Genomic DNA, 22,271 nt, shown 5'->3' with positions numbered 1-22,271 from the left:
CCCGTCCCGGTTTATATGTTGTTAAGCGGGTTGGTTCAAGAGGCAGTTAATTTTTATTCCGCTTTCATCTGTTCATACAGTCGGAACAACTCTCGCTCACCAACGCCACGAGCCTTTGCTCTGGATTTGATACCTCGACTAAGGTCAGTGGGCATGATTAATAACCATGCTTTTTTATCCTGAGCTGCGGCTTTGTTCCATTGGTTCAGATCATCAAAGATATCAATCATTCTTTCACGATCGCTATCCCGAATTGCTCGGATAAGCCTGTTTGAAAGGTTAGCAAGTTTGTCTTTCCGCAGTTTGCTGGAAATAGAACGCGCCCGGTAGTTATTCCAATTCTTGGTACTTTCCAGAGGCTGAAAGCCGAAACCTTTCTTTATAGCTTCTCCGAGCTCAAGTCTGCGCGCTCCGACCTGCCCAGGTTCATTGATGGGTCTACCAGATACGGAGGTCTGTCCTTCATTGTACATCCGATAAGCCTTCATCATATTTTTAAGGACAGTGGGTGCAACTTCTTCAACTGCTCGGAAGCCATCACCCGCTCTATTGTATTTGGCTACCCGTGCAGGCTTTACAACAAACAAATCCCACGGAATGCCAAGGATTTCTCCAAGGTTCCCGGCAACAATGCTTTCAGCACTCGCCCCTGGCTCAATGTGTCTTGCAAGAGGCATTTCCAATCCCAAAGAACCTCCCATGCTGATACCAGCCACAGACGGAACGCCGTAGCAAACAATGTCTCGTGTAAGGTCGTGCTCAGGAAGCTTTTTGCGAATTTCTTCAGTCCAGTCGTCATCGTCTCCGGTCAAAGCTTGTGTTATCGCCATAGCCGAGTAGTAAAAGGGAAGTGCGGTCACGCCGCCAAGAACAGCAGTCCCGGCCACGCTTTTGCCAAATGCCTTTGCACCTTCAGCTCCCTGAGTCTTGAGCATCCAGCTCCACAGAGAAAGCAGATTGTGGCTGAAAGTTCTGAAGGTATACATTGCAGAGCCTATTCTGCCGGCAGTCGAACTACGAAAGGGCTGAGGCAGATTAGCTTTGCCGTAAACAAAGTGAGCATCGTTTACAATGGTTTCTGAAAACTGCTTGCACTGCTCGTAGGTGGCCTTTTCTCCTGCCTTGATACCGAGTTCGTCTTTTGTCTCCTGTCGCTTCAACTGGCCATCACGCGCAACCCTGTACGCAGCGAGAGCAAGTGTTGCGCGGTTGAACCGTTCAGCTATTGCCATAGGCATACCCAGCCACTTGAGGGTCTTGTTCCACATCCTTGAACCGGATATACCTGAGACTTCACCTCGAATTTCATCAAGAAAAGCTTCGGTGATAGTCCCTTCTTTGTAGAGGTCATCCAGCAGTTTCCGTTCATCCTTGCTCAGGTTTTTGGAACCGTTCACAGCTGAAACAATGCTACTTGCCGCAGAGCTGAAGACTTTAACTCCTCCGGCGCTAGTTTCCATACCTAAACGAGGCGCACCACTGATAATGTTCTGGGTAAGGTTTAGTGCTGCAGTCTTTATATTGCCACCCAGATACCAGGCAAAAGCCAGAGATTTAACATTACCTACAGCCCGGTCAATGCTATCCGAGTTACGCAGCATATTTTGTACGTAAGTCAATGCGTACCGGTAAAGCTTGGGATTCTTGCGGGCATTTATCTCGCCCACAGCTCCGGTCATTTCCTTACTGGCTTCCATCTTGGTCAGCCAGCCGGTCAGTCCCGCTTTGTAGTCGTAGAGGATACGGCGCACATCTTCGGTTTCATGGCCCGGAATATTTTTGCGGCCGATGGAGTGGCTGCCCCAACCACGAGCCTTAAGAGTATCGGACACAGCCTGTATTAGCTTGTTGCGGACATCTCCGGCCTGCTCGGGATCGGCAATTGAGGAAGCGGCAGTTGCTATAATCTGCTCCATGGCATTGGTATCGATGGGGACACCATAAACTTCTTCGGGTAGTTTTTGGTTTTCCCCTGGCTTTCCCCAGTCAGCGTTGGGGTATTCTTTTTTTAATTTCTCTCTCTTTTCTATAAATTTTTTAGCCGCGAATAGTTTGTTGGGAGCATCGTAGTGCTCTCGATACACGCAAACCCTCTTGCCGCTTTCGTCAGTCTCATACCCAGCTATGTGGTATTTCCCATAACGATGATGGGGAAAGTAGTTCTGAACGTGGTTGATTTGCTGCCGGAACTGATCCAGGTCATTGTCGCTGATATCGGACATCTGGCGCATAGCATTGTAAGCCCGCAGAAAGTCGTTATCCAGAGACTTGCGCACTTGGATAAAAGTCTTTTCTGCCTTATCACTCATGCCCTGAGTTTTGAGCCACTTTTCAAACTGCTCATAGAATTCAGGATTGGATTCCAGTACAACCCGTCCATTTTCACGTATCTTCTTGCCATCCTTATCCGTGGAAGCCACAAACTTGCTTTCAGAGACTTCCTTGATCTTTTCGCCGTCAAGCTTCCAGATCATATCAGTTACTTCCTGAAGTTCCGTCTTCTTGAGGTCGGTAAAAAAGTCCTCAACCTCCGCAAGGGAATCGCTAAACATGGCCGATCGTTTTTCCATGCGGCCAAGTTGAACTTCGTAGATTCTCTTAAACTCAGGGAACCGCTTTGCAATCCAGTGCGGCAAGCTGGTTACCTCCTGCAATCCAGACAAATCCTTCTCGTTTAAAAAATTGCGAATTTCAGGTTCGTTAACCGATTCAAGAACTTGCTGTACTGTCATCTCTCCACGGGAAAAACGTAGCGCGTCACCGGGCAAAACAGGCTTGACAATGTCTTTGTCTGTAATTATTTTCTTTCTAGAGCTTCTTGAGTGCATCTCCCCAGACAATTGGAGTCTGGATTGATCTCTGCCTCTTGAGGCTGAAAAGCTCCGCAGCCATGCGGGGCTTCTTTTTTTGTCCAGATACCTGAGCCTGCCTTCTTCCGCTTGCCGTCTTGCCCATGCTCCGGGATTGCCGTCCTTGCCATAAACACTGGCAACATCATTTACATTGATGCGCCCTTCATGAACGTCCATGTGAACCGCAACGACAAGCGGCTTTCCTTCATGCTGCATCTCGGTGATGACTACCAGACTGTTCGCCATGGTTGCAGAATCAAAAACCATGACCGGGGTAGCCATATGGCGAGGCAACTCTTTAAGTATGTCGATGGGGATATCGCGTTTTCCGCCGGTGATTTTTTTTACTATTTTCTGTCTCATAGACATAGGGAGATCTTTTGCCCCCAGTTTTCTCAAAACTTCCGGCGTCTGTCCGACATGAAGAATGTCGCGAGGCTTCAGCTTCCCAGCTTTAAAGTCATCAAGCTGACGCCCCCACTCTTCCATGTCTTCATGCAGCACTCTCCCCGCTTCAAGCTGTTCTTCAGTTACTTTTTTGGAGTATGCAACAGCCTGACTCGCGGTAAAATCATACTGACCTGCAGTTCCATGCACGGTCCATGAAATGACGTCTGCCACGGTCTGTTCAATTTCTTCATAAGTAAGTGTGGCATCCTTAGAAAATCCAAGCTGGTTAAGCCAACGGCGGAACATTTCAACTACCCGTTGCCAGATAGTTTTTTCCTGGCCGCTGAGGACTTCGCCGGAGCTAACCTTCTCTCCAATATGAGCAAGGTACTCTTCTGCCGCGATTTCACGATCCTGCGCTTTACTTATGTCTAACCCATAAAGGTCGACAATTGCCTTATACATAGGAGTCTTAGCTGCACTAAGGTGGACCTTGTTAAAGAGTTGCTTTAACTCTTTGGAGCTGAAGAAACCGCGTAAGCCATGGTGTACCCCCTGTTCATGCAGCCAAAGCTGAACAGCTCGCTTGTTGCTGTGGATGCTGTCGGACACCAAGTAAACTTTACCTTCAGAGTATGCCGCCTCAAGTGTTCCGCCACCCTGTTCATTAAATTCATCCTGGATATACTGGGGCAGATCCTTAATAGATTGCACAACCTCAGTTCGGCCGGAGTTGACTGCAGCGGCTTCCAGTTCGGCAATGGCAGACTGTACTTCGGATACGGTTGAGCCTGTGGAGGATTTGCTCTTGGAGAAGGATAAGCGGATTTTAGCCTGTTCAGATTTACTTACTTTCTTGTGAAAGTCGGACGGTGTCTCGTTTTCTCTTTCTTTGTTAGCCCCAGTGATATCCTCAGCAAGCCACATGGCCTGATTGCTTCGATGCCTCTGCCATGCTTTAGAGCTCCTTGCCCATTTAAAACCACTACGCTTCAACCGAGTTCTGATTTCCTCAGACGGCTTGTCATCAAAGAAAATTTGAAGCCTGTTCTCTTCTGCGTTGTCTACTATTCTTCCACCATTAAATCTGGTTTCGCTGGTAGTCACTGAGTCTTGAGCCTGCATCTGCTCAAGACGCTTTTTGGTGTTTCTGATCTTGGCAGCATTGTTGGTTAAAGAATAAGAAGGAAAACCGATTCGCCCGGCATAATCCGGTTTAAGAAGAGACCTGGCTTCTGACTCAGAGAATCCTTGTTCTACAAGTTGCTTGATCTTGATTGTGTCATCATGTTTCTTGCTGCGTAGAACCTTGTTAGCTGCTTTCATGCGCTCCTGAGCCTGCTCAAGACCCGAAATCTTCTCCTTAAGCTTAACTACAGCTTCAGGGTCGTCAGAGAAAATTGCTGTGCTTGATTTTGCGGACTCAGCTCTTTGTTCAAGTGTGTCCGCCTTCTTTCTTTCAGCTACAGATTGATCCATTTTACGGTGAGCACGCTCAATGGCTCTTCGATGTTTCCCCTCAGAATGATGTCCAACAAGAATAGGCTGCCCGAAAGGAATGCCCGAAACATCCTCTCTCAAGTCAGATTCATGAAAAAGACGCTCGGATTTAGCTCTTGATTTTGCTGCTCTTGATTCAAGACGATCAATCCGTGACTCTCTTCTTTGTTGAAAGTCAGCTCTTCCCCTTGAGGTTTCAGCTTCTTTGGATTTTTCTACTTCCTCCTGTATGCCCCACTTTCCCGGTTCATATTCCACTGGAACATACGGCTTACCTTCTTTGCGACTTCTCGCAGTTGCAGCAATCTTCGCCCCCTTGGGAGCAAAAGGTAACCCTTTATGACTAAGGATGATTTTGGATTTGCTAGTCTGACCTTTATACCCCACAGCCCGCTTAGTGTTCCCTTTCTTAATCCACTCCTTGAACTTTTCAGGCGACATTTCGGTAATTGCGCCAAGACCGTTCCAGTCTTCCTCGTAATTAGAAAGGTATCCTGCCCGGGCTTCCTGCTCGTTCTCAAATCCGGCCATGATTTTATGCTCATCAAAGGAGCCGTCTTCATTGATCTGGTCCACCACATAAACAGGCTTGCTTTCAAGCTGATCCGCTTCAATCCCATCCTTGATGAAAAGATCAAGGTGATCCTTGTCTTTACCCTCAGTGCCCTTGATGTAGCCGTAATGGTGCTGCATCTGAACAGACCAGCCTTTCCCTGACTCATCCTTACCGGAACGTTCGGAGCCTGCAGGGTTCTCGATGGTGATGTCCATTCCCAAAACACGGGCATGTCCCTTTTTATAGTTCCCGGCTTCCTTCTGGGCCTGAGTAGGTTCAGGCAGATTATTGACCGGGGAAGTTGCAGCTTCATGGGCGGCTGAGGAAAGGCTGTTAATGCGAGAGCGCTCCCTTTCATTCCACTCAGCTTCGAGAGGATCAAAATTAGGGTGTTCCCGTACTTCCGGAGCTTGTTCATCAAACATGCCGGAAGACTCACGGAACCGCTGCTCACGGTACTTGTCACCGAAACCGGGAATATTAATTGCTCTGGGGCTGCCGGGTTCAACATAGGCATCAGGGCCGGACAGAGAATAAGTCTCTTCTGCCGGAGTAGGGGCAAGATGCTCTACAGTCTTAGGAGACAAAGACTCTGCATCCTCAAAGCTTTCCGGCCTCCAACCACCTCGGAATTTCATTTCCTGTTCAATGCGCCCTTGCAAGGCAGAATCAGGACGGAACCGAGAGGAAGCGGGCGGTTCCTCAACAAAAGCCCTCGGTGCGCCACGGTCTGAAACAAAATTATCTATCCCTTGTTTTTCCTTTTCCCTTGCTGCCCACTCTGCTGCAAGCGGATCATAATCAGGGTGCGACTGAAATTCTCCGGCAGGCATGCCGAAAGAATCGGAAGCAGAAGCAAAGCTTTCAGGATTGATAGCCTGCACTGGTTTCTCTTCCAGTTTTTCAAGGTCTTCATTCAGCAGGTCGGTGGGCTTGTCCTGAGGGATGGGCTTGTGCCTTCTGGATAAAGTTCCGGCTCCGGCAAAGCCGACACCGGAGAACAGTGTGGGACGAATTGAAGCCTTAGCCGCCTCCCACGGACTTTGCTCTTTGAAGCCCGCCTTATTGCGTATAGCAACCCCTGCTGCGGACTGGGTCATTTCCGTGGGCACTTCAGACGCTACGGTGTTAACGTAGCTGGTAGCAAACTGCTTCAGGCGATTTGCGGCCGCGCTGGTGATGGGCTTACCGACTTTCATTAAAGCCATGTCCAGCAGATTGGAGACTCCTTCAAGCCCGCCTTCGGTTACCGCTGCGAGAATAGCTTCGTCTTTCACATCATCAGGGTTCAGGCCTGCATTCTTGGCTTCTTCCATGAAGCGGTCATATTCAGCCAGGCCATAGATAGTTCCGCCGGAAGTAGCATAGCCGGTAGCCATGCCCACCGGGCCACCAACGGCCCCGGCAGCAAGTCCCGGTATGCCAGTTACCATGCTTGCGGCGCTGGAGCTTGCCCCCTCTGTCATATCTCTGCGTAAAGGCTGGTTTAAGGCTTGAAAAGACTGCGGGAAGTTGCGTTTGCTGAAATCCTGTACTGCTTCAATTTCATCGTCCGTATCAAGTCCCAATGTACGGCCAGCGCGTAACATAGTTTCAGGAGCATCAGCCAATGCGCCACGAGTAAAGTTCAAAGCGACATCAGCTATCACGTTCCTATCAGGCCCCATAAACTCGTGAGGTCTGCGTCCTTGGTCTTCTGCGTTGGTGACGGCAATGGCGGATTGTGCGCGTTCTTTGTCGGAAAGCCCGGTATCAAAAAAGCCTGTGACCTTATCCAGTAACGACTGTTCAGGGGCCTGCTGAATAGTAGGAGGTGAGGGTACTAGAGTTTTCGAGACCTGCGCTCCATCCCAATACTTTCGCGAAGCCATCTGCATATCATGTTCGGACATCCCATCAGGAAACTCTAAAACAACACCGTCAGGCATTTCAACTTCATACATTATTCAAACTCTCCAGTTTGGAGGTTGTACTTAAACCTTTTCTTTACGGGTCCGTAATTTGATTTTTCTCCGGACTGCTGAAAGTTGCCGTCAGACCTCTTTCCATAGCCGTCAGCTTCAGGCGCGCCATATTTTGCGTCAATCAAAGCAAGTACACGGTTAGCATATCTCTGCGCACGGGGATTGCTTTCATCTGCGGCGACCTCTTCAACGTACTGAATAAGTCGCTGCCCTTTTTCGTCCTTGAAAAGATCATCAGGGTTGATCTGTCCTCCTCTAGCCATGGTAAACATCTCGGCAAGCCCCTTGTTATTGCTGCCTTCTTTGATGAACTTCAGTAGTTCAGGGATCTCTTTGTCGGCCTGTTCGCGGGGAACCTTTTCGCCCCAAGGAAGAACAAGTGTATCCTTATCGCTGCTGTCCATGCCCTTCAACGCGCGTTGGTTTGCACCTTTCTGTTTCTCAACTGCAATCTTGCCTTCATTCTCCTTACCTACCTTGTCCATGGCATTTTTGTGTTTGAGTATTTCGAGGTTGATAGCTGAACGCTGGGCCTTCCGGGCTTTCAGGTAGTTTGCAGGATCGGAAAGACCAGTGATGAGCATATCCTGAAGTTTGTCCATCATATCTTCGTGGGTCTGGCCTTGTGCTCTGAGGATCACTTTCCCATCACGGTTGATAATGGAAAAAGTCTTTTTCTCTTTATCCCACTGAGGAGTGTAGCTTTTGCCTTTCCCCAAAAAGGTTTGCCCCATAGCCCCGGTAAGAAAATTCGGATCGCCAGAGCTTTCGAACTGAAAAAAACCACGCGCCATAAGAGCCATGTCCTGCTGACGTTCACGCTCTTTCTGTGCATCAGCACGAGCGTCGTTTTCCTTCTGCGCCTGCATCTTGCCGGGGGATATATTTAAAGCCCCTCGGTATTCTCGGTCGTCGTTTTCTGCCCGCTCAAGGGCCCTGTTTTCAAGACCTCTGCGGGTCTGCAAAGCCTGATGAGTCTGCCCTGCCCAATTATGACGATCCCCGGCGCGGACATTCTCATCCCGAGCCCAATCGTGCTTTTCTTCAATACGCGCATCCTGATCATAAAGACGCTGCCCTTGTACAAATCCGTTTAGTGCTGATCCTGTAAAAGTTCCCATGATTCCCCCTTAGACCTGAAATGTAGGAACGGTCTGAATTGCTTTTTGTGATGCTCCTGAACTGCCACCCGAGAACATTCCGCTGATACTGCTTCCGATACGGCCCCAATCAACATTGCCGAGCGCGTTCGTTCCACGGTTAAACATATAACCCGCGGTCTGATTACTGGCCGTGGCAGCATTCGCAGCAGTTCCGGCAAGAGCCGCTGTGTTAGCCACTCCAGAGGAAAGGCCGGAGAGTGCAGAATTAAGAGTCGCGTTACCACTGGGGGTCTGCATCTGAGCCATAGGAGTGCCACGGCGATAGTTCAGAGCGTTAGTCTTACGGTTGTAAGCTGTCTGGTCACCCTGCCTGAATGCATCAGTGCGCCCCCCTGCAATTGCAAGGGCCTGCGAGTTGTTTGTGGATTTGTTGGTATTGGCAAATTTGCCGGAATTGGGATTGATACCCATACGGCCAAGGCTGCGTGTATTGATAGCCTGAACCTTTCCGAAAGACTGGTTTACATCAGCATTGGACCGGGCCGCGTATTCCTGCCCGAATTCCGCACCGGTCCGCTCAGCGTCCTCAACAATCTGATCTTCAATGGGGCGGTACAACTCAATGTTTCGCTGAGTCTCGTCAAGAATTGCGGCTTTGACAGGGCGGTAGGCCTCAATATCAAGCAAAGCCTCTTTGATCTGCGCCTCCTCAAGTGGGCCGTATACATCTTTGTATCGGGCCCACTGAGCCTTGCTCAGAGCGACCTGATCTTTTGCGGCATCTCCGGCTGCATTATAGTACTGTGCTGCGGTATCATTGGCTTGAGAGCCCTGATACATTTGGTAGGCGGTTCCGGCTAGGTCGGCAGCTCCAGAAAGGAGGCTACCCCAACTGCCAAGACTGTCCCATCCCATGATTCCTCCGGGGTTCGGATTATTGTGGAATCAAATAGGGGGTGTTTTTGATGAGGGGTTGCCTTTCGGCAGAAAAGGATACATATTTGTTTCGGATATAATAAAAACTAATCAAACATGATATTCGAGAGGCTTAAATGACATTGCTTTTTGATGATGCAAAAAAGCTTGAAAAGGCTATAGGTGAAGAAGCCGCTGAAGTTATTGCTCATGTATTGGAGAGACAGGACGAAGAATACAAAAAATCTCTTGCAACAAAAGCTGATCTTTTTGAAATGGAATCAAGACTTGATGTTAAGCTTGAAGCCAAGATCAATGCAGCTAAAGCAGATATTATTAAATGGATTGCAGGACTGTTGATTGTCCAGGCTGCTTCGATTGCCGCTCTGGTTAAACTGCTTTAGTCGTTAGCATAAAATGTTTGTTTGAATAACCCCGCTTAGGCGGGGTTTTATTTTTGGTGCTTGGAGATCCAGTCTCGGGCCATTTGCTGAGCTTGGGCGATTTGGGCGGGGGTCATATATCTTTTAGCTATTTCCATAGAAGACAATGCCTCATTGACTCCTTGGGAGTATGCTATAAAACTCCAATAGTAAGAAGAGGAATTGTCCTGTTTGACTCCGTCCCCTATAAAATACATGCAGGCAAGCATGTACTGGGCTTTTGCATACCCCTGTTCGGCTGACTGTTTAAGCCAATTACAGCCAAATTCAGAATCATAATATTCACTGTTTTTTGTTAAAAGTATTCCGCCCAACTCGCATTGACCTCGCGGGTCGCCTTGCACGGCAGATGCCATAAGCCAATAGATTGATTTTTTTATGTCTTTAGGTACACCGTACCCAAATTTAAACATATATCCGACGGCAAATTGTGCCCCAGAATCCCCCGCTTGCGCAGCCTCGTAGTACCATGCAAAGGCTTCTTCCATGTTTTGTTCCACGCCGTTACCTTCAAGCAGCATGGTTCCTAACTGAACTTTAGCCTGAACATTTCCCTGTGTCGCAGCTTTATGGAAATTAACAAATGCACTTCTAAGCAAGCGGGTCCGAACATACTCTGGGACTCCATCTTTCAGCTCATTATAAATAGTCATTAAAAGCTGCCCAAGGCTTAACTGGGACTCCATATCGCCGCTTTCCGCCTTCTCAACCAGCTTATAAAATTCATGATTTCCAGCAGAAGATTTTTGGTGTTGAGTTTTGTCTGATTTTTTAGAAGAGGGATAAGTATTCCTTTTCTGTTGTAGAGCAAAAACAATTTTCTCTAGCTTTTCTAGCCTTTTTTGCTGTTTAATAATCTCCTTTTTGGCAGCGCTGTCCTTCTGAATCTCCCCCAACCGCTTCTTAATGTCATCATAATCCAGCACAGCTCTTACTGTCATAGTTACAGCCATAGACCCGGACTCGTTAAAACGCCATTTCTCACCGGCACTCTCGACCTTGATCAAAGCCGCCGTGTAGCTATTAATCTCGTCCTTGGTCAGCATGCCCATATCCGCTTGGGTATGGCTCATGACCAGTGTCCCGGCTTTTTCCAGCATCTTGCGTTTAGCCTCAAGGAAACACATAGCCCGGGCGTCGTTCTTGGAGTCGTTGTCACCGAGAACGTAGGTGTGGGTTTCCGTTACCACCTGTGGGGTCGCTAGGGCCGAGGTAGCGAGGAGAAATATTGCCAGTATGGGGAGGAGGATTTTTTTCATGTTCTTATTGAATGTAAAGTTTGTGGCTTAAGAGTTCTGACTTAGTTTGATCAAGTTCATTTAAAGCTTTCGTAGATTCATTAGAGATGCCCTCTTCTACTGCACGCAAAAGGGTTCTTGCATCGTCATCCCCTTCTCTTTGGATACATTGCAGATAATCCTCAACTTCTCCTACGTAACTATTGAACTGCTGAACCGCCATATTATAAGATTCTACATCCGAGACATAGAAATATGGCCTTGAAGGTTTATAGCACTCTGTTTCCCAGTCCGTGAAAGAGTTTACAGAAGCCATACCGTATGATCCCGCATTGACTTGTGTAGACATTGCCAAAATAAAAACAACTACCAAAAGGATCTTTTTCATAATTAATTCTAACAGAGTCATTGTTGTGGATATCCCCATGTCTTCATTAGCTCTTCTATACATCTAGTAGAGGCTTTGTCTCTTTTGTCTAACAAAGACTTTGGGTAGCTCTTTTTCTTCACGAACGCTCTAATATCGTCATAGGTCAACATATCCCCAGTAAACATGGCACTACACTTACAAAATTCTTTTTTTTGCCAATCTTCAAAACCGTAGTCTTCTTTTTCGAACCCTTTCAAACAGCTTCTCACAAAAGATTTTTCAAACTCAACTCTATCTTTATATGACAACTCTCCCGCTACTGCCGAAATCGGCAAAATTAAAGAGAGTAAAACAAAAGCGACAACATTCTTACCCATTATCCTGCAATCCTTGTTTTTAAATTGATGATCAAGTTGGGTTATATCATCAACTATTATGAAGAAATTTATCCCAAAATCACAATTCCAGATAAAAAATTCGTACATCAATATATACAGAATCACAAGAAAGCTTAAATAAAAACTTGATGTAAATTTAGCTTTGGGGTTGACATTCAATACGTACATGAGTATGTACACAACATGCCCAAACAGCAGACAGCAGTATCAATACGATTGGATAAGGAAGATCACCGCAGATATAAAATGTATCTGGCAGAATTCGAAACAACCTTTAAAGCTATTTTGGTCGAGGAGATGGAAAAACGGATCAAAGAAGCCGAGAAAAAGAAGAAAGAAAAGTAAATTTCAGAAATTCGGCCCGGAAAGGTGCGCCAACACCCAACCGAGCCTAACCTTTAACAACCTACGACGGAGGTTGCCATGGCTGGACAGAACGTAGCCAATTCACCCACTTCTGACAATAGTTCAGTTGTCACCTTTTCATTTGAGTCTCAGGACCTGAGAGTTATCACTCTCAACGGCGATCCTTGGTTTGTTGCCAAAGACATTTGTAATTCACTTGGAGTCGATACCCGGAACTTGCGTCGGGACCTAGACGAAGAAGAAATCCAAACTCTCAATTTGAGAGGTTCGGGAAGAGATTCTTTAATCATCAACGAATCCGGCCTCTATTCCCTGATTCTTCGTTCCCGCAAGCCGGAGGCGAAGCGTTTCAAGAAGTGGGTCACTTCCGAAGTCCTCCCTTCCATCCGCAAGCACGGCGGCTACATGACGCCGGAGAAGGTAGAAGAGGTGCTTTCCGACCCTGATACCATCATCAAACTTGCGACCAACCTTAAGGAAGAACGGGCCAAACGGATTGAAGCTGAACAACGCATCGAGCAGGACCGGCCGAAGGTTGTGTTTGCCGAATCCATTGAGACTGCCGAGACCACTATCCTGATCGGCGAACTTGCCAAGCTCATTCAGCAGTCTACCCAGTACAAAATCGGCCAGAACCGTCTTTTCGATTATCTTCGCCAGAACGGTTACCTGCATAAGGGCGGATCAAGTCGCAACATGCCCACACAGCGTTCCATGGACTTGGGCCTGTTCGAGATTAAGGAAACTGCTATTTCGCGCTCAAACGGCACTCACATTGCCAAAACCACCAAGGTCACAGGCAAGGGGCAGCTCTACTTCGTCAAAAAGTTTTGCGATAAGATGAAGCTTAGGCGCATGGCTGCCGGAGAGCTCAATACCGGTGAAGACTGCTGCAAGGAGGCAAGCTGATATGCCTGAAACCAACTACACCGCCCATGTAACGGACATGTTCTGTGCACGGGATGCGCTGACAATAGTGATTGAAAGGCTGTGGGACGATGAAAAAAGCGGGGAGGCTTTTCTCCTTGAAAGGGTCAGGGAAGTTATGGGCAAGGGAGCGTCCGCCATGGACGAGCTCATATACTCCTGCAACAAGCAGAATGCATAATGTGATGATGGATTAGCCAAAAATTATTCAAAGGGCTGGCCCGGGCAATCCGGACCGGCCCTTTGTTTTTCTCATTCAAAAACACTCACTATTTGATTTTCAAAGACCAATTGTCGAAATTTAAAGCAGTGTATATCCGTATGCGCTGCGGGGAGAGTAGAATCCTCCGCCGCCGGTAACGGATGAAATAGCCCGTGAAATTGATGATGCAGGCGAAGACGACACCGATGCGGTCTGCAAAGTCTGGACAGGCAGAACACCGCCGGATTCAGTTCCGGCATCAAAGGTGTTTCGCTCCGGGGCTGCAACTCCTGCCACATGAGCGGTACGAGCCAGATCAAAAACGCCCCACATAGTGCTGAGGGCATTACCCGGAGTGAATGCGCTAGTTAACATCCCCTTCCCTAACGCTTGAGTAATTTTGCCGGGAAGTCCTGTCATACTCTGACCTGTGAGCATTGCCGCCGTGCCGAGTCCAGCTCTGGCGGGAACTTCATACCCTCTCTTTCCGCCAAAAATTTTGCCGAAAACACTGCTTGGTTTCAGCCCCATATCTCCACCCTTTTCAGGAAGGGTTTGCCCGTCTTCGTGATAATTATCCCCGAGGTTTACTCCTTCCAGATTGGAGAAGGTCAGGTCCCGGGCAAGGTCATTGGTCGCCTCGTATGGAGTCTGAGCCAGTCCTAAAGCTGACGAAAGGGGGTCATTCAATGCATCCAACGCAGACTGTGCCGCACTCTTTGCGCTGGGACTCAGGACGGAATCCGGAATTTGATCAAACCGCCCATGATCAAAAGCTGTTTGATATACGTCCCTCATGTGATGTGGCATGTTCTGATCAAGCATACTTTGCTGAAGCCCCGGACGAAGAACGTCATTCCACTGGCTAAGCGCATTGCTGCGACTCACCCCCCGGTAGTAATCCCGCTCCCGCTCATAAGCGTCAAAGTTTTTCCATCCATAGGGGGTTGCCATGCGTCCATTGCCGAACAGGCTGGGCTTGCTGAGCTGAGTGTTTACATCATGCCAGCCGTCAACGAGGTTCCAGGACCGTTCTGTATCGCCACCGCTGCCTCCACCGCTCCAGTTTCCATTAGCAATGGAATGCATATCGTCTTGAGCATGGGCCAGCCCTGAATGGCGAGTTTCCCCTCCCTTGGTGTCGGTTTTGCTTTTCGAATAATCTCTACCGCTATGTGTATTGGTCTTTGCGCTGGACCCTCCCAGAGAATCAAGGCCCTGCCCGCCTGCTCCACCATATGAAGAGTTGCCAAAACTCATTTACACACCCCACTCAGATTCAGAGGCTTTAACGATCCTGCCCGCCTTAACATCCATGGTCAGCATCTTCTTTTCGAGAACATCATCGACCAACCGGACATCAGCCACAGCCGAAACAGTGCCGGACTTCCCGGTCTCGATCTCACTTATGGCCGTAAACAAGTCCTTCTTCAGCGCGACCTGTTCGCCTCTGTCGAGACTGCCGTAAAAACGGATGCGAACCACGCCAATGAGCGCGGACAAAACCCGATACAAAGCCCGGTTGTCCATTTTGGGAAGAGAGGGAAGATCAGGAATACGCACGGTTTATCTCCTCGGTAGAAGTAGCAATGTGAATCTCTTTAACAGGCAGGGAACCGATCACTTCCAATTCCCACGACTGGGCCTCGTAGCCTTTGGGGAGCCTGAAAGGTGCAGCGTCCACAACTTCACGGGCATGGCGGAGAACGCCATTACCGTAGAGCCGGAATATGGTCGGGGTCGGAGGGCTGTAAGTTACGTCGATCAAGTCAAGCTGATTCCCGTTAATCGGGTACTGCCCCAGAACTCCGTCATTGAAAAAACCGCCAAGGCCGTACTCTTCAATCTCCCTGTCGTATTCCTCCAGTATCTCCATGCGCTGTTCTGCCCACTCTTCAGCGGTCAATAGATCCGGAGGGTCACACATAACCTTGGCAACAGAAAAATTAAGCGGCTGCGGGGTTCTGAAGTCCTTCGATCTCCATTGCAGCACATGGGGAGAAAGGGAGTTCCGGGCCCAGCTCAAGATGGTGTGGTCAGTGCCGGTCCGTACTGCCAGACAAAGATCATCATGAGGACGAACGCAACACGCATCAGCGTAGGTGGAAATATCAATGAGTCGCGCAGTAGGCTCTGCAGGGTCAAATATGAACCCTTTTCCACCGGAGTCCGGCTTATGGAACCCAATGTACTTATCAGCATGAATATAACCGTGCAGAGTTTCAGGCTTCATTGCCTCCCACTTTTTGCGGGTAAACAGATCACGGGTAGCCAGTTCAACACTGGAGAGGGTGACGCCAACGAGGCCTTGAGTAGAAGGATACAGGACGCCCCACTGGGTTGAGACAATGCCTCTCTTGCTTACACAGGGAGAGACGTCATCGAACGAATCCATGGTTGCAGAGTCAGGATCAGGACAGGACACCAGATAAACAAGAGCCGTGGTCAGCACCACCAGAGTTGAGCCAATATGTCCCAGCCCTACAATGTCATAATTAGTGGTCAGCTGGTATTTTCCCGGCCATGCGTATGGATGGTATGGCTCACAAAAACAAACGGTCTTGCCTGTGAATCCGGCCATGATTCCGCCGGGCAGCCCAATCAGTCCCTGCATATCCTCTGGCGGAGGAATAAACCCCTCAGTTGCCAGAGTTTCACCCAGATCAGCGGATGCAATTGAATCTGAATACCCCCCTGCACTAGCTTCAACCTCGGCAACAAACTGGAATTCTGTGGAGCTGCTGCCGGTATTGGAGCGGTATACTCTGATCTTCTCGATATGCCGCCCTGCCGGAGGAGCGGATAACCCGGAGACAGAAACGGTATCATCACTTTTCACGTCAATAACTGCCGATGCAGGAGATATGTCTCCCTCCTCGCCGAGGTCAGTAACATAGGTGTATCCGTAGGTACGGCCTTCGCTCACGTCCCCGGAACCTCCGGAAGCCGAGACAACCGGAGCGGAGACAGGAGCAGGAACACCGAGAGTGCGCAGTTCAACAGTCGCATTGCCGTTATCGTCGATGGAAAGTGAATCGTTTTTGAACATGGCCGGTGCTTGTGACTCAAAAGAGCAATACACCCGATTCATTGTGTCGTCGTAGATAGGGCCTTGCACAAAATCAGCATCCTCGTTGAAGCCCAGCCACTTGCCCTGATATGGATAGATCGACTTGATCTGTGCGGTGTTAACGAGCTTGCCGATTGAGGCGGTTCGAGCCATAGGCTGCAACTCACCGGAATACAGATCGCAGTTACTGGCAATCTGCGCCTGTTCAGCGCGTAGTCGCTGCGGTGCTAGTCGAGGAGCCTTCCCCATGAATGTTGTGATAGAGATACGCATGACATCACCCCATCCGTTCGGGAGATATCTTGAAATCACGCAGAACTGTTTCAGCCGGGGCTTTAACCGCCATGCACATTGCCTTGATATCTGGATTATCTTCAAAGATTATCTTCTCCCCGGTCAACTTTAGCCCTTCGGAAACGACTTCTGCCGAGATTGCACACTCCAGATCCAGCAACCTGGAAGGGATACAGACACTTTCTGTACCGGTGGGGGCTTGAGGGAGAGGATTCACGAGGGTTGCTGTGGTGGTGTATGAAGTCCCGTCAGACTCTTCGACTACCTGTGAGACCTTATGTCTAACACCATCCATCTGGATATCGTTGTGCTGTGAGGCGGGGTCGGCAGTGTACGTCAGAGAGGAAGCTTCCTCGAACTGTATCTTGTGTATGACGTTGTCTCGGTTCATCCACAAACGCCACTCTTTATAAGTAGCTATATCTGAAAGCGGATACCGGAATTCCTGCCAGTCGGAAGTCCACCTGTTTTCGGTGATATTCAAGACTTCTATCCAGGATGAACCATCAAAACCGTATAAAACCACCTGATCTGGAGCTGTGCAGTTCAGCCCGCCTGGATTCCCTCCAGCTAGAACTAAAGCTCCAACTGCAACAGGCTCCGGAGCAGTTATTTCTGCATAGCCTGCACTGGACCCCGTGGCCCATGAGGGCAGATAGCCGGGGACTACTGTTGCATTATCATTCTGCCTGGTTTTAAAGGCAGGGTAATTTTGGTTGATGCATTCCGTCTGACCGATTACCCATCCGTCAACTGTGGCGGTATCTGTTATCTCATCGTAGGTTGCACCTACAAATGAAGGGATAAGAGCAGCACCAGTGCCACCAACAGGCGGGCCGTCTGGCTTGATGATCTTTTCGGCTATTGATTCAGAGGATTCAAAGACGAGATCAGAAGTGGTCGATAATCCCGGGGCAAGAATCTCAATAGTATTACAACCTACATAATTACCCTCCAATGAATTTGAACAGGAGAGCTTCAACGTGCTGAATCTTTTTGTGCTGCTGAATGAAAATTCTTTTGTCTCCCCATTTACTGCATCCCAGTCACCTGTCAGCCACGTATCTTCCAAAGCCCCATCAAGATAAATACCGATCGTTCGGGGTTGGTAAGCAGAGGTATTTCCTCCGGAAGGAGCCGTTAAACGCAGTCTTGATGCTGTCTGCTCTGAAATAAAAGAGATAGTCAAATCGGCAGAGGGGGTAATGACGCTGGTATCCACAATCCACCATCCTCCCCCTCCGGCCCCAACATTCCATGCCGGGTAGGTATTGTGAAAACTGGAAGCAGTTATAGTACAGCCTGCTGTTGTTTGTGCATCCATTACCGGAATAATATTTTCACCCTGAGACAGGGTCAGCCCAACTTCCGGCCCCAGATACTCACCAGTTGCACCCGCACCCAACTTAAGAGCAAGACCGGTGGACTTTTTAAAAACTTTTGTTGGAGTTGTAGAAAAAGGCGGATTTACTGTAACGGCATACATACTCCCGTATTGATAACCTGTTACAGGAGCTACCGTGGTTGCAGCAAAAGTAAGAGTTTCCCCTACAACAGCGTCAACAGGATTGGCCCGTAGAGCTGAGGTGTCATACATATAAGCGCCTGCAGTATTAAAATTAGCTCCTGCAACATAGAAAACCCCTGTAGAGGGCACGTCATATGGGGTGTCTAACTCAGCGTATTCCAAAAGGCCGGAGCCGGAATGGGTTAGTTCCACTCGGGCAACACATGTGTATTCCGTTGCAGAATCCTGTCTGTAGACAAACAGAAATCCGGTCTGAGCCGAGGAGCTCTTCAATCCTAGAGCCTTTATCCTTTCCCCGTTCGGGAGGGGATATTTGTTATTCATAAAAGTGGCACCAAAACTATTACTGCCTCCAGCCTCGGAAGTCTCCACTGTGGTAGCACCTCCGCCCGACACACTGGCTACTGACGAGGACCCCACTTCCGCCACAACCACATCCCCAGCCTCAAGCGGGCTAGTGGTGTCAAATCCACTGACTGAAACGTTAGATAGATTCTCAAGTTCTCCACTGACCTGCACAACCTCAGGAACACCGCTGACGAGTTGCTTGCCTTCAGCATGTGCCAGACTCTTTGTGGCTATCCATGTATTAGCATCCTGCGAGACAACAGTATCCCCGACCACAATATACCCGTCAGACGGTTCCATTTCGTCCGGAATCAGAAAAGACATGACCACGCCAAAGACAATGACCAGAAAATCAATACTGATAATTCTGTTAATCCGGGACACATTGCAGATAGAAGCTATGCGCTCCTTCGCGATTCCGCACACTCTTACGACTTCAGCCATGTCTTACCTCTCTCTTACGCTGCGGACTTGGTTTCGATGGTGATCAGTGACGGATCAAAATCAATAACATTGGAAGCTATCGCCAGGCCAATGGGCTGCACGTATTGATTATCCGCATCTGGCGCAGTCTGAGTAAGTTCCCCGGTGGTCAGCGACAGAAAGACCATGCCTCCGGTCCAGTTCCAAGCCGGGCTGCATATGGTTCCCTCCTTTAAGAATTTACCTTTCTGACCTGCTGTCAGCCCCCCGGGCTCTGCGCAGGCGTAGAAACCAGGTAAAGAGCTTGCCACATCGGCATCAGCCTTGCGGATTTTGAAATCAATGGTGATATACCCTATCTCACCGAAACTCATGTCTTCATCGGCTTCCAGATAGAAAGTTCTTCCGGAGACAGTCCCGGGAGCAGGCGAGGAATCTATTTCAGCAATCGCCGCCAGAGATTCTGCGGGGAATCCCAGTAATACAATATCACCTGCGGCAAAGGCCTTTGCCGGATAATCCGAGCTGTGCCCACGCTCAACGGTCAGCACATCGCCCATTCTTTCCGTGACCTTGACAACCTCTTTTTCATACGTTGCCGCAGACACCTTGTGCATAATGGTAACAAGCATGTAGTCGTTGCTATTTGGCAAGGGTGGAAACTTATCCCCCTGCCCCGCGGAAAGCGAGATACTGGTCTGTGTATTATCAATGGCTCCGGACAGAGTCCCGATTGCATCATTTTTAAATTTAATGCCCATAATGACTCCTAGTAAAAGTCTGTTTGAAAATTAATCGGGATAGCCCCGTCTGCACCCTTTCTAAGGCCATCGGCAGACAGTGAACCACTGACCTTAATCTCGACCTGCCCCCCATGAAATGCATGCACACCGAGCCCTAGTACAACAGCGGTTTCCGTAATTTCAGAAGATCCGCAAGCAACAAGGTAACCTGCACAGTCAGCAGTGGAAGCTCCTGTAACGGAAGCACTCCCGATAAACTCACGATGGAAAACACCGCACAGCTCCGGCCATTCATCAACAGTTAATCCGACACCAAGACAAGGCATGACCGACTAACCCATAATCAGCCGAAGTTGCTCATCCCCGATCACGAACCCCAACGAAGCTTCAATAGGCCTCGAACCGCCAAGCATGGATAACGGGCCATAGGCGATCACATTCCCGTTTTCAGCCGCGTCCAGCAGCGCCGCATGAGTGGGAGTTCCTCCGGGTGTAGTAGCCATAGGAAAACTGTACGGGGTTTCGTTGGTGGCCTGCCCGTCAACCGCTGCAACGATGGACTGAAACTCCCCTTCGCGGACCTTGACTCGAGCATAGTTGCCGTAGGAGCACTCCTGAGCTGCAGCCAGATCATTTGCCGACAATCCGGCGTCCGAGGTGAACAGTCCCAGATAAAGAGCCGCAGGCGGAATAAAATCAACACCTCTTGCGATAGAGTCGCAAATCTGTGTGCCGATATATGAGGAAAAAGGCATATGTCACCCTCCTTAGAACCGCTTCCGGCGAACAGAGAGCCCTTTGCGAGATTGCGCTGTGTTCTGTCCGCGCTTAACGGCATTTATTATGTTTTGGAATTCTCCCCGGTAAAACTGCACCATGGACGGATTCGACCAGGTCTTGTTGGGGATTGCCGCCAACTTGGCCTTGGCTCCGTATCCGATTGCCTCCGCATAAGAGGAAAGTATAAATTGAGGACAAAACTTGGCATTGTATGCAGGTTTAACGGCCACACTCATCATCAACGAGTCGCTGATGGTTTCCGTGGGCGCTGGAATCAGTTGAACCCTATGCGGCTCATAAACCCTGTAATAGCGAGGAGTTCTGTCACGCAGAGTTTCCCAGTTGCCCATTCTGGCCAGATCGGAGTCATTAAGAGGCAGAAGCTCAACTCTGCTGTACTCATTGCCCTGCGCATCTCTCTGGATGAAATGGGCCTTGATGATTGCGGACACTTCAACGCCGTCCGGAACATCCGGGGTATAAATGGCATGATCAGCAAGGATTGCATTCTCCTCGCTGGTCATCACCCACAGCTGTGTCGCCTGGCAGAACTTAATAGCCGCGCTACGAGCTGCGTCCTGGATCGAACCCAGCGGACAGCCGGGCATGTCAGGAAGGATATGGTTTTGAAACTCACGCCACCGAACAGCCATTATACACCGCCTTGCCCGTAACCGGGCTGCAGTTGTCTGTTAGGAGTAAAAGCTATTTTAGCTTTGGCTTCCTCACCGAGAGACAGATAAAACTGGCTGAGGTAACTGGAAGCTTTATTCATGCCGTTTGAGTCAGCGTGATCCATGCTGAAGGCCAGATACATCATGTATTTGCGGATAGTTTCTTCAAATGCCTCGTCCACCTCGATAATCGCGTCCATAGATTCGATCTTGGCCGGAGCCTTGGAGTAGACCATCTCTACAAACACAGATTCCGCCGGGGGCGGAGTTACATAGAAAACAGTGGGATTGGCCTCGTCAAAGCTGAAATTATCAATTTCATCGGCAGGATCGTCCATGTGCCAGGAAGCATTTGAATCATCGAGGTCGTCACGGCCGGTAACCTTGACAGGATAACCCGGTGTGTTGCCGTCACTGCCCATGTTGCGCACTATATCCAGCAATCGAAATCCACCATCCGGAATGCTCTGGCGGGTAGAGTTATCTACCAGTTTGACTGACTCAGTCACCGCCCTTGTGTCCGGACGCAGGTTAACTACCTCCCTGCATGCAGCTGTCAGATAGTCGTACATATCACTGTCCTTCCACCTGACAGCATCTTCATCATGCAGGTCTTTGCGGACCCGGTTTATGATGTCACCGGCAATCATGGGTTACACGCCGTTAGCCATAGCTGACTTGATCTGGGCAATGGCTTCAACTTTCTTAATTGTGTTAGGCATGGTGATATTGAACCGGGCTTTTGCATGGCTACGAAGTTCCGGCACAGACATGGCTTCCAGATTGGCAAGATCGGCTTCATCAGCTTCGGAGCCTTCTTCGATTTCGCCTTCCTCGGTCTTCCTCACCCGCTTTGCAACTTCGGCCTGAGCCATAGTAAGAATGATAACCGTGTCTCTGGCGCAGACTTCCGGAGTCTTTTCGTAAAGCTCACCGTCAGTCAGATCGAGCGCAATATCAGACTCGGCCAGTTCTGCGGCATCGGCTGCGGAAGGGTCAGGAACGAACTTCTTACCGTCAGGCTTGAGGCTACCCATGTAACGGACCGCTTCTTCCTTGGACATAAGGCGCATGTCTTTGCGTTTGGCCGTTCTTTCATCAAAAGGGAAAACCGAGCCATCCTCGCGAATGAGATATTCCATATTTGCTCCTATGAACGGGAACCGGAATGAACCGGCTCCCGTTGT

20 protein-coding genes are annotated in these 22,271 nt (G+C 49.2%); 4 read left to right on the top strand and 16 right to left on the bottom strand.

Translation table 11 applies throughout. The features are described from left to right. Positions 1-53: 53 nt before the first annotated feature. From ACZ5PW_RS11450 to ACZ5PW_RS11440, 3 genes are read right to left on the bottom strand one after another with little or no spacing between them, the layout of a single operon-like run. The gene (locus ACZ5PW_RS11450; RefSeq protein WP_464553562.1) at positions 54-7,241 is read right to left on the bottom strand and encodes a PLxRFG domain-containing protein; all 7,188 of its coding nucleotides are present in this window, start codon (positions 7,239-7,241) and stop codon (positions 54-56) included. Further along, complete coding sequence (locus ACZ5PW_RS11445) at positions 7,241-8,383, bottom strand: hypothetical protein (protein WP_464553558.1); 1,143 nt, start codon at positions 8,381-8,383, stop codon at positions 7,241-7,243. The genes ACZ5PW_RS11450 and ACZ5PW_RS11445 overlap by 1 nt, the downstream gene beginning before the upstream one ends. A gap of 9 nt (positions 8,384-8,392) precedes the next feature. Next, positions 8,393-9,280 (bottom strand): hypothetical protein, encoded by an 888-nt coding sequence (locus ACZ5PW_RS11440; RefSeq protein WP_464553556.1) that lies wholly within the window; start codon positions 9,278-9,280, stop codon positions 8,393-8,395. Positions 9,281-9,417: 137 nt separating this feature from the next. On the opposite strand from ACZ5PW_RS11440, the gene ACZ5PW_RS11435 reads away from it, so the two are divergent. Continuing rightward, complete coding sequence (locus tag ACZ5PW_RS11435; protein WP_464553552.1) at positions 9,418-9,684, top strand: hypothetical protein; 267 nt, start codon at positions 9,418-9,420, stop codon at positions 9,682-9,684. Between the two features lie 47 nt (positions 9,685-9,731). Here the strand turns inward: ACZ5PW_RS11435 and ACZ5PW_RS11430 are convergent, their stop codons facing one another. The 3 genes from ACZ5PW_RS11430 to ACZ5PW_RS11420 form a co-directional block, all read right to left on the bottom strand. Further along, complete coding sequence (locus ACZ5PW_RS11430; RefSeq protein WP_464553551.1) at positions 9,732-10,823, bottom strand: tetratricopeptide repeat protein; 1,092 nt, start codon at positions 10,821-10,823, stop codon at positions 9,732-9,734. Between the two features lie 163 nt (positions 10,824-10,986). Further along, positions 10,987-11,370, bottom strand: coding sequence for a hypothetical protein (locus ACZ5PW_RS11425; RefSeq protein ID WP_464553550.1), 384 nt, complete (start codon positions 11,368-11,370; stop codon positions 10,987-10,989). Continuing rightward, entirely contained in the window at positions 11,367-11,708 is a 342-nt protein-coding gene (locus ACZ5PW_RS11420) for a hypothetical protein (protein ID WP_464553548.1), read from the bottom strand. The genes ACZ5PW_RS11425 and ACZ5PW_RS11420 overlap by 4 nt, the downstream gene beginning before the upstream one ends. A gap of 204 nt (positions 11,709-11,912) precedes the next feature. Between ACZ5PW_RS11420 and ACZ5PW_RS11415 the strand changes: the two genes are divergently transcribed. The 3 genes from ACZ5PW_RS11415 (at position 11,913) to ACZ5PW_RS11405 (ending at position 13,203) form a co-directional block, all read left to right on the top strand. Then, the gene (locus tag ACZ5PW_RS11415) at positions 11,913-12,074 is read left to right on the top strand and encodes a hypothetical protein (protein ID WP_464553546.1); all 162 of its coding nucleotides are present in this window, start codon (positions 11,913-11,915) and stop codon (positions 12,072-12,074) included. Positions 12,075-12,152: 78 nt separating this feature from the next. Further along, positions 12,153-13,004 (top strand): phage antirepressor KilAC domain-containing protein, encoded by an 852-nt coding sequence (locus ACZ5PW_RS11410; RefSeq protein ID WP_464553543.1) that lies wholly within the window; start codon positions 12,153-12,155, stop codon positions 13,002-13,004. A gap of 1 nt (position 13,005) precedes the next feature. Next, positions 13,006-13,203 carry a hypothetical protein gene (locus tag ACZ5PW_RS11405; RefSeq protein ID WP_464553541.1) on the top strand — a complete coding sequence of 66 codons (198 nt, stop codon included), beginning with the start codon at positions 13,006-13,008 and terminating at the stop codon, positions 13,201-13,203. 120 nt (positions 13,204-13,323) lie between these two features. Here ACZ5PW_RS11405 and ACZ5PW_RS11400 read toward each other — a convergent pair whose 3' ends face one another. The 10 genes from ACZ5PW_RS11400 to ACZ5PW_RS11355 are packed head-to-tail and all read right to left on the bottom strand — an operon-like array spanning position 13,324 to position 22,226. Next, positions 13,324-14,484: a hypothetical protein gene (locus ACZ5PW_RS11400; RefSeq protein WP_464553540.1), complete on the bottom strand. Its 1,161-nt coding sequence runs from the start codon at positions 14,482-14,484 to the stop codon at positions 13,324-13,326. Then, positions 14,485-14,787 carry a hypothetical protein gene (locus tag ACZ5PW_RS11395; RefSeq protein ID WP_464553538.1) on the bottom strand — a complete coding sequence of 101 codons (303 nt, stop codon included), beginning with the start codon at positions 14,785-14,787 and terminating at the stop codon, positions 14,485-14,487. Further along, positions 14,774-16,567, bottom strand: a complete 1,794-nt coding sequence (locus tag ACZ5PW_RS11390) for a hypothetical protein (RefSeq protein WP_464553535.1) — start codon at positions 16,565-16,567, stop codon at positions 14,774-14,776. The genes ACZ5PW_RS11395 and ACZ5PW_RS11390 overlap by 14 nt, the downstream gene beginning before the upstream one ends. A gap of 4 nt (positions 16,568-16,571) precedes the next feature. Further along, positions 16,572-18,908 (bottom strand): hypothetical protein, encoded by a 2,337-nt coding sequence (locus ACZ5PW_RS11385; protein WP_464553534.1) that lies wholly within the window; start codon positions 18,906-18,908, stop codon positions 16,572-16,574. 14 nt (positions 18,909-18,922) lie between these two features. Beyond that, complete coding sequence (locus tag ACZ5PW_RS11380; RefSeq protein WP_464553532.1) at positions 18,923-19,648, bottom strand: hypothetical protein; 726 nt, start codon at positions 19,646-19,648, stop codon at positions 18,923-18,925. Between the two features lie 8 nt (positions 19,649-19,656). Continuing rightward, complete coding sequence (locus ACZ5PW_RS11375) at positions 19,657-19,956, bottom strand: hypothetical protein (protein WP_464553530.1); 300 nt, start codon at positions 19,954-19,956, stop codon at positions 19,657-19,659. 6 nt (positions 19,957-19,962) lie between these two features. Continuing rightward, a complete protein-coding gene (locus ACZ5PW_RS11370; protein ID WP_464553528.1) occupies positions 19,963-20,385 on the bottom strand; it encodes a phage tail fiber protein in 423 nt (140 codons plus the stop codon). 12 nt (positions 20,386-20,397) lie between these two features. Continuing rightward, positions 20,398-21,063: a hypothetical protein gene (locus tag ACZ5PW_RS11365; protein WP_464553527.1), complete on the bottom strand. Its 666-nt coding sequence runs from the start codon at positions 21,061-21,063 to the stop codon at positions 20,398-20,400. Then, on the bottom strand, positions 21,063-21,734 hold the full coding sequence (locus ACZ5PW_RS11360; RefSeq protein WP_464553523.1) for a phage adaptor protein: 672 nt from the start codon (positions 21,732-21,734) through the stop codon (positions 21,063-21,065). The genes ACZ5PW_RS11365 and ACZ5PW_RS11360 overlap by 1 nt, the downstream gene beginning before the upstream one ends. A 3-nt stretch (positions 21,735-21,737) precedes the next feature. Next, positions 21,738-22,226 carry a hypothetical protein gene (locus ACZ5PW_RS11355; RefSeq protein WP_464553520.1) on the bottom strand — a complete coding sequence of 163 codons (489 nt, stop codon included), beginning with the start codon at positions 22,224-22,226 and terminating at the stop codon, positions 21,738-21,740. Between the last annotated feature and the right edge of the window lie 45 nt (positions 22,227-22,271).

The organism is Maridesulfovibrio salinus (genome assembly GCF_055394525.1).
The sequence above is the reverse complement of the archived record's forward strand: the minus strand, read 5'-3'. Positions and strand labels throughout refer to the sequence as shown.